Source organism: Microbulbifer okhotskensis, assembly GCF_023895975.1.
GTDB lineage: Bacteria > Pseudomonadota > Gammaproteobacteria > Pseudomonadales > Cellvibrionaceae > Microbulbifer > Microbulbifer okhotskensis.
Window position 1 is genome coordinate 1 of sequence record NZ_JALBWM010000141.1, and the last position, 8,695, is coordinate 8,695.

An 8,695-nucleotide genomic window follows, 5' to 3' on the forward strand; every position below is an offset into this window, starting at 1 on the left:
ATTAGATCTGAGAACCTTATTTTCTCAGTACATGTCCATGGTTCCTACCCATTTCGCCTCTTAAAACTGTCCGAAGTATTGTTTTTTAATCATCATATCAAAGTCTTAAAAATAACCTGTTGCTGGATTTTTTTCTGCTATTGGGTTGCTGTATGGTTGGCTCTGGATAATGCTAATGCACTATGAAAAAATAGTGCCAGAGTCGATTTAAAAATCGCTTTAATGTTCTGTTGGTCTAGGAACTTTTCTGGTTCAATGCCCGCCCAATTAACAGGCGCTACAAATTTCGGTTTTCGTAAAAGGATTTGTGAAGCGTTTTTCACCTTACAAATATGAGGGATTGAACATGCCTATTTGGGTTGATAAAACCGTTCTCGCCGTGACTGGAACCCGCGTAAATCCGGTACAGCAGTCTGCGGCCAATCACCGAGGTCAGCTGACTTATAACTTCAGTCAATGCCTAGATCCGGTAAAAGCACAAATCACTATTCATGAAGATACTTCTGGTGGTGTTTGTGAATCCCTGTCTGCCTTTTGGATCAAGCATCATGCCGATGGTGGCAGCTTGTGGAATTGGCTAATGCCAGCTGGTGTTCTCGATGAGCAGCATTTGTTTCATGTAATGACCCTGCAGCAGGCCGGCACACTGGATAACCAGGACAGGATAACAGAAGCCTGGTTGGGCACGCAGAATATATTTCCCACCAGCCAGAACGTATTTGGCGGTGCATTCCCAAATGGTCGTGGTGGAAATACCATTCGTGGTATCCACAACCCACGTAGAGCACAGGGACAGAGCGGTGTTTTTTCTCCCAGTGCACTGGCAAGAGAAATCATTTTGGATCAAACTGGCGGCGCCGGTTGTTATAAAAAAATAGGCCTGGATGGTACTTTTGCCGGCCATGCAATGGCGGCCTGGGTAGCACAGGATATCACTTTCTTTGATCCCAACTTTGGTGAATTTTGGTTTGAATCCCGCAATGCTTTCTTTAACTGGTTTACCCAGTCTTTTTGGTATAACTCCATGTACTCTGTTGGTCTAAGCGGTGGTTATGAAGTTCGTTCCTATGCGCACCGTACTTAAGTTGGGAATGGATCTTTTTAGTTAAGCTGGAATCAGTGATTGTGGGAATCTAGGGTGCGCTTCCAATTTACCCCTCTCAGCCCTCCCCTTATGGACGTTAGGCAGCCGGGTTTTTCAGGCTGCCTTTTTGATCAGCTGTAAATATCTTGCATCAGTAACTTCATACTGACGAACCGTAGCTTTCAACACACAGCCCAATTTGACCCAGCGGATTCTTTTAGTCATTAAGCGCTTCTGCGCTAAAAAAAATCAAATCATCGGTACAAGTGTCATCGCTGATCAAGGCTGGAAGTTACCATTATTGGGTATACGCTGCTTCTTCCGTCTCAAAAATGGTACCAGAGTCAATTAAATAAATAGCTGCCAGTTGACCATAAAGGCATTTCAAGTCTAAAAATACACTGTATTTCCAATATATATTAATGGTTCTAATAGCGATAAAAAATGGTGCCAGAGTCAATTAAAAAATCGTACCAGAGTCAATATAATATTGATGTTGTAGATAGCTGAAAATAGTGCCGGAGTCGATTTTAAATAAAATTGATTATCTGTTGGTTATAGCGTTTTTCTGTTTCAATCCGACGTATACAGCGGAAAACACTTTTCAGAAGCAAGCAGCTTACCCCTGAAAAGTGATTCCATTTTTGTGAATACAGTAGGGCTCGGATATGCCGATTTGGTTCGATAAAACAGTGCTTTCAATTACCGGTTCAAGGGTTGGTCCCATTCAGAGGTCCGTGCAGCAGTATGGTGGCTCGCTTCAATTTAACTTTAGTCAGTGCTTAAACCCGGTGAAGAGTCAGATCACCATACACCCAGATACAGCTGGAGGGGTTTGTGAGTCGCTATCCGCGCACTGGATCAAGTTTCATGCAACGGATGACAGCCTCTGGAATTGGCTCTACCCCAATGGTGCGCTGAGTGAGCGGAGCCTTTTCCATGTAATGACTTTGCATCAGATTGGAGGAAATGCACCTAATCAGGATCAGGTCTCTGAGGCATGGCTGCAATCCCACAATGTCCTGCCGCTGCAAAATAATGGCGGTGTGGGTATCGCAGGGCCAAATGGTCAACGTCGAATTCACGTTGTTACAGGTCCCCGGTTAGATCACGGGCAAACCACCATGCGAAACCCGGCAGCTCTTGCCGATGAAATCATTAGGGAACCGACGAGAGGAGCGGGCTCTTACAAGAAAATTGGTATTGAAGGTAAGGTGGGTGCACATGCTATGGCGGCCTGGGTAGCAGAAGATGTGCTATTTTTCGATCCAAATTTTGGAGAGTTCTGGTTCCCAACCAAGAATGCATTTCGTAACTGGTTTATCAACACCTTCTGGTATAGCTCTATGTATGCTGTTGGTTTGAGCGGAGCCTATGATGTGCGCAACTATGCACATGCCACTTAGGTAGCCCATCGACTTTTTGACCTCTCAGAGGAGGTGGTATATTCCTCTGCTTCCCCTGAGCAGTATGTTTATCCTATCGAGCCCCCACTTTACCCGCTTCGTGTATAGTGTTGGCACAAGCTTGCCATTCCTATCGTTTTAGTAGGGTAATCAAAAGGGCAAGCTCTGTTGTTCTCACAAGATGCTAGCAGCACTACGGAGCCCAGAGTGAAACCCAAGCGACCATTTGCCTATTACTTGAAGTCCCTTGCGGGGTCGATTCTTGCCACCAGCCTACTAATGCCCGCGGCTTGGGCGGCGACTGCCACCGAAGAATTACAGGGTGTTATTGGCGATCACTGGCAGTACACGCTGAGAGAAGACCCTATTACTGCCGGCCGGGTTGGAGTTTCCAAATACAACCGTGAGTTGCCCGGGGTGTCTGCAGAAGATCGCCAGCGTCGTATTGAGGCAGAGCAGGTATTTATCCGCCGTCTAGAAGCCATTGACAGGAGTGAGCTGAGTCCTTCAGACCGGGTGAATAGTGAACTTCTTGCCTGGGTTCTCGCGAGTTCGGTGGAGGCCGAAGAGTTGTTCCTTGATCGGATTCCCCTGAACACCTTCTCAAGCTTCTATGCCAGTGCGCTGGAGGCGAATAGTGGTCTGGCGATGAGGAATGTTACTGACTATGAAGACTATATTGCCCGCATTGGGGAATTTGGGCGTTACTTCGATGAAAATATTGCGAACATGCGGGAGGGTATCCGCACGGGATTTGTGTTGCCGGAAATCGTCGTGCAGGGCATAGCGCCAACAGTACGAGCCCAAGTATATAACGACCCCGGAAAGAGCAGCCTCTACAAACCTTTTGTCGAGATGCCACAATCTATAGCGCCCGATATACAAAAGCGCCTGCGTAAACAGGGGCGTGTAGTTATTGAGAAGGTCGCGCTACCCGCTTTCGAACGGGTAGCGGATTTTCTGGAAAAAGAATATCTCAAGGCTGCAAGTAAGACCTTAGGGGCCGAGCAGATGCCCGGTGGTAGCGGTTACTACCGTCACAATATCCGCTATTATGTCACCCTGGATCTGGACCCCGCAGAAATTCATCGCACGGGCCTCGCCGAGGTAAAGAGAATTCGTGCGGAAATGAAAGCACTAATTAAGGAATCCGGTTTTAAAGGAAGCTTTACAGAATTCACCCAGTTCCTGCGCACAGACCCGCAGTTCTATGCCGAGACACCAGAGCAATTGCTCAAGGAAACGGCCTATATCTCCAAGCGTATCGACTATGTGCTGCCGGAGTTCTTTAATTTGCTCCCGCGGACCCCCTACGGCGTAGTACCGGTACCGAATGAAATTGCACCCAATTACACTACTGCGTCCTATAATCCAGCGGCTATCGGCGGGAATCGTGGAGGTGCTTATTGGCTGAATACACACGGTCTAGACCAACGTCCGCTCTATGAATTGCCAGCCCTTACTTTGCATGAAGCTGTACCCGGACACCATTTACAAAATGCCCTGTCACAAGAATTGGAGGATGTACCGGATTTCCGCCGCAACTTGTATCTGAGTGCATATGGTGAAGGTTGGGCCCTATATTCGGAACGCCTGGGTAAAGAAATGGGGTTGTACACCACTCCTTATGAGCACTTTGGCCGACTCAGCTATGAAATGTGGCGTGCTGCACGTCTGGTGATTGATACCGGCATTCATTCACAAGGTTGGACCCGCCAACAGGCCCTGAATTTCCTCTCCAGTAATACGTCGCTGTCTCCAGCGAATGTGCGTGCGGAAGTGGATCGTTATATTTCCTGGCCGGGCCAGGCACTGTCCTACAAAATGGGTGAAATTAAAATTCGCCAGTTGCGTGCCCAGGCGGAAAAAGAGCTTGGGAATCAGTTTGATTTGCGAGCGTTTCACAATGCTTTGCTAAGTAATGGCGCCTTGCCTCTCCCTATGCTGGAAGAGCAAATACAGCGGTATATTGAAGAACAGAAATCTACCTAAATCCGTATTGCCCTCTATTCACAAACAGTGAGTGGGGGGCAATCAGTTCAAGATAACCTTTTAAACTCGGTCTTAGTCGATAAATCTTATTATCATAGTTATTGGCAATTTATATTTTTGAAATGGCACAAAAAACATCATTCTTGTCTCTAATTAGAGTGGCTTTTTAATAAGCTATCAAGTTCTAATGGCGTTTAAGCTTTATTGATTCGAATATAATATCGTCTCTTTTAGTATTTAAAGAGACGCTGAATAATTCTGTGATATCTCTGGCTCTCAGAATCTGAGTCGAGCTGAAAGTCCCGCAGAATGAAGCTTGGAGGTCACATCTGCTGCATTGCAGCTCTTGAAAATGGCTAAGCCATTTGTGGCGAACTGCGCCTAGCACCTGCATCCGTCAAGCTATAGAATTTTTCAGAAGCTGCTTAATCAAAATTAATTTATAGGGTGTTGTGAGAGGTAAAATGAATAAATTAAAGTGGGTCTTTTATTTATATCTAGTATTTTTCAATTGTATGGCTTTTGCTTCGTCAAAAGAAGCTGTGAATATGACAGTTGACTTTGAGAGCGCTCACATGTTGGTAGATATTTTGTCGAAAGATAAAATATCAGATCAGCAATTGGAAAAGCTAATGGGATTACAAGGTATACAGGCAACTATCCACCAAACTTCAAGATTTGATAATGGAGCAACTGCGGAAGTCTTTAAGTCAACTCTAGTGGACGTTATTGAAGGGAGGCCAAACACCTATGATCCTTTTAGATTTCACAAACTGAAAGATGACCTGCTCGGTTTAAAAAAAATTATAACTACTATTGAAAATAATCCTCAACACTATATTAATGATGTCAGGCAAGGAATAAGTAGTTACTCTCCAAATAATTTATCCATTGAGACAAATATTTTTATAGTTGTTGGCGGTACCTCTGATGGATGGGCAAAAGATGGCAATTTCTATATTGCGTTACAATATTTTAAAGGGGACTATAAAGGCTTGCTGATCCTTTCCATTCATGAGCTGTATCATGTGGCTCAGCCATATTTTTATGGAAAGAGTCAAAAACCTGATTCTTCTTGTGAGAAAATATTAAATCAGACACGAATGGAAGGTATTGCCAGTATTGTCGGCAGCCCCTTTAATGTTACGGAAGGGAAAGAGTATATTGTATGGTTCCAACAAAAATATAAGACTAATTTACAGCGTATAAGTGACAATTTTGTATTGTTGGAAATGATGTTATATCGCGCGTGTAATGACCCTGACGTTGAGTTTGACCGAATTTATCCTTTAGGATTTTCTGGAAGGTGGAATAGCCCGCTCTATTATGTCGGTTACTATATTGGTAATACGATTGAAGAAATCAAGGGTAGAGATTTTCTTATTTCAACTTTGAAGAAATCTCCTTCGGCGATGTTTAAAGCCTATATAGATATTTATAAGGAAGATAAAGCTAAGGATATACCAAGGTTTGATGAATCTACCGAAAACATCATTCTAGCACTTTAGTACACAGTGTAAGCGACTAAAAATTGATTCTGCACCTTAATCAGGCGACTTTGGAAAGTTGCCTGAATACCTTTCGATATACTGCCGGGCCTTGAATTTATCCGCCTGAAGAAGATTGTCTGTGTATAGGTTTGAAAAAGTAGATACATTTGACTACTTTGGTTATTCAGGCGTCGTTTTATAATAATCAATATTCAATCTTATTTCCTTATAGCGCCTGGAAATATAAATGCCTATTGGCAGGCGTGCGTATATACTGTTACGACAGGTTGAGTGTAATTATCAAGAATTAATAAAGAGGATTTAAATGACTGGCTGTGAAGTTGGCGTGGTGATCCCGACATTTAATGAAAAAGATAATATTACTAATGCGTTAACCTCTATTGTTCTCGGTAATAGAACTCCAGTGAAGGTTTACCTATCCGATGATAACTCCACCGATACCACTGTTGCGTTAACGATTGACTTTCTTGAGAAAAATAAAACCCACTATCAGTTTTTTTTGAATGATAATAATAAGGGAGCGGGATATTGTAGAAATCGCGCGTTTGAACAGGTAATAGAACCTTTTACTTTATTCTTTGATGCTGATGATTTAATAGTTCCCGGTATGCTGGATAGGGCCTTAGCGGTTGCCAAAAAAATCAATAGTGAACTCTTGCTGATGGCCTATCAATACAGCTTCCCAAGTAGCACAATAAATTTAGGTATGGCAGGAGATGATGATTCAATCTTCTACAAAGCTCGTAGAGAGGTTGGAAACAGACTACTCTCTGTTTTCGATTTTGATTCCATTCTTTGTTTAACTCCCTATCCCTGGAATAGATTAATAAAAACGAATTATGCAAGAAGTATATCTTTAAGGTTCTCGGAAACGCCTGTCCACAATGATGTATTAGCCCACTGGAATTTACTCGTAAATGCCAAGAAAGTCGCATTTCTCCAGACTCCTTTTTGCATCCATCATGTTAACTCGGCAGGATCTCGATTATCAAATATCTCGGATATTAGGCGAACAGCAGTACTCCAGGTGTTTGATGACGTCGAGCGTCTCTTTGATAAGGATATTGATATTAGAGATAGATTTTATCACTTATATGTAGAGTTTAAATTGACATTATTTGAATGGTGTTTAAGAAAACTTGACGATGAATACAAAGATGATTTTAAAACTCGGTTTGTAAAAACTTTCTCATCCCTGAGTAAAGTAGATTACCGAATGCTTTTTGAGAGAAATTCTAATGTCGCTAATGCCGTATTAGCGCTGCGAGCTTCGATTGTATGAGTATGATATCAATTGTTATTATTTCAGGTACTTCTGTAAGCAACTTAGGTGCATGTTTGCAAAGTATTCTTCGCCAGCAGTGTAAAGATATAGAGATTCTTGTCTTATCCCTGTCAACAGAAAACGAAAATGTGCAACTCGTTAATACTTTTCGAGATTATTTTACAGGATTTAGATTTATCTGCGTGCCTGATACCCCTCAAATTAATAGTCAGTTTATCTTTGAGCTAGGGCTAAAAAATACTCTTGGAGACTATATTGGCTTTATCGATGAGAGTGATTGTTTTTGTCCTACAATACTTGGGAAGCTTTCTAGCATAGCTGATAGCCACCAGCCAGACATTATATTCTTTAGTCATAATAATGATGCACTTGATTTAGCGGGCAACTACGATAATGAAAGTAATAGAGCAGCGAAAAAAAATCTATTAAAATCAGATCCTGATAAGCTAAGAAAACTTTATCGAAGAGATTTTAGTTCGGGAAAAAATCTATCCAAATACACTATGGAATCCTGTGTTCAGAGTCATTCCCTGCATTGGGTGTCAACGCTCAAAGCAGTATCAATGTCCATTATTCCTGCCGTTGGTTCATATAATTTGGCCGATCTAAATGAATTTGAAAATGAAGGTAAATTTCAACAAATAGCAGACCAGTATCTTTTGTTGTTTGATTATATCAATATCACTTTTGTGGAGTACAAGTATGACCTGTTGGTGAGTTGGTTACTTTACCTACTCCGATTGCGGCCACTTCATGGTGACAAAAAAATAGCGGCTTTGTGTATAAAGTCGAATTTTCTAAGTAGATATAAAGAACAAGATTTTTACAAGGTTACAGAGAGTTTGAACCTTGGCAAGGGCGAGCGGAACTTGTTAAGAGAATGGTATTCTTACTGTAACAAAAAGAAATTTAGAGTTCCTCATGTATTGAATCAATTATTACCGGTACAGTTATACCAGTATGCAAAAAATAATGATTCCGGCAATGTTTTACAGAAGCTGTTTGATCGAATCTACTTCCGCCTACCGGATACGATCAAGTTACTTGTAGATTTCCCCAAGAAAAATATAAGGAAAAGAGTCTCTAATCGTGAATTACTGGAAGCGCTAGAGTCTTTGACCAAGCAGAGTAAGTTTGACCGGTATATGTCCATGATCAATGAGGATTGCGAGAAAAAAATAACGAAACACCTGTCTGAGATCAAACAGGAATTAACGCAGCTTAAAAATTCGAAGTTTACAGAAAATCTGGATTAAAATCTCTTCAGATAACAGGAAGTGGCCTTATCATAATCGGATTGTAAAAGTTTATTTACACTTTCAGGAAGCTCTCTTAAAACAATACTTCGGACAGTTTTAAGAAGTGAAATGGGTAGGAACCATGGACATGTACTGAGAAAATAAGGTTCTCAGATCTA

The 8,695-nt window shown here is 42.0% G+C and carries 6 protein-coding genes; all 6 read left to right on the forward strand.

Annotated features, from left to right (window positions below):
- Window positions 1-346 precede the first annotated feature (346 nt).
- The 6 genes from MO867_RS19315 to MO867_RS19340 all read left to right on the forward strand — a co-directional run bounded on the left by MO867_RS19315 (window position 347) and on the right by MO867_RS19340 (window position 8,534).
- Window positions 347-1,084 (forward strand): YopT-type cysteine protease domain-containing protein, encoded by a 738-nt coding sequence (locus tag MO867_RS19315; protein ID WP_252472163.1) that lies wholly within the window; start codon window positions 347-349, stop codon window positions 1,082-1,084.
- A gap of 668 nt (window positions 1,085-1,752) precedes the next feature.
- Window positions 1,753-2,490, forward strand: coding sequence for a YopT-type cysteine protease domain-containing protein (locus MO867_RS19320; RefSeq protein WP_252472164.1), 738 nt, complete (start codon window positions 1,753-1,755; stop codon window positions 2,488-2,490).
- A gap of 207 nt (window positions 2,491-2,697) precedes the next feature.
- Complete coding sequence (locus MO867_RS19325; RefSeq protein ID WP_252472166.1) at window positions 2,698-4,482, forward strand: DUF885 domain-containing protein; 1,785 nt, start codon at window positions 2,698-2,700, stop codon at window positions 4,480-4,482.
- A 464-nt stretch (window positions 4,483-4,946) separates the two neighbouring features.
- Window positions 4,947-5,990, forward strand: coding sequence for a DUF5700 domain-containing putative Zn-dependent protease (locus tag MO867_RS19330; protein WP_252472167.1), 1,044 nt, complete (start codon window positions 4,947-4,949; stop codon window positions 5,988-5,990).
- A gap of 307 nt (window positions 5,991-6,297) precedes the next feature.
- Window positions 6,298-7,275 carry a glycosyltransferase family A protein gene (locus tag MO867_RS19335; protein ID WP_252472168.1) on the forward strand — a complete coding sequence of 326 codons (978 nt, stop codon included), beginning with the start codon at window positions 6,298-6,300 and terminating at the stop codon, window positions 7,273-7,275.
- A complete protein-coding gene (locus MO867_RS19340; protein WP_252472169.1) occupies window positions 7,272-8,534 on the forward strand; it encodes a glycosyltransferase family protein in 1,263 nt (420 codons plus the stop codon). Before MO867_RS19335 ends, MO867_RS19340 begins: the two co-directional genes overlap by 4 nt.
- Window positions 8,535-8,695: the final 161 nt, after the last annotated feature.

Coding starts and splice junctions, on each gene's coding strand:
- MO867_RS19315 (WP_252472163.1), top strand. CDS start 347: ATGCCTATTTGGGTTGATAAAACCGTTCTCGCCGTGACTGGAACCCGC.
- MO867_RS19320 (WP_252472164.1), top strand. CDS start 1,753: ATGCCGATTTGGTTCGATAAAACAGTGCTTTCAATTACCGGTTCAAGG.
- MO867_RS19330 (WP_252472167.1), top strand. CDS start 4,947: ATGAATAAATTAAAGTGGGTCTTTTATTTATATCTAGTATTTTTCAAT.
- MO867_RS19335 (WP_252472168.1), top strand. CDS start 6,298: ATGACTGGCTGTGAAGTTGGCGTGGTGATCCCGACATTTAATGAAAAA.
- MO867_RS19340 (WP_252472169.1), top strand. CDS start 7,272: ATGAGTATGATATCAATTGTTATTATTTCAGGTACTTCTGTAAGCAAC.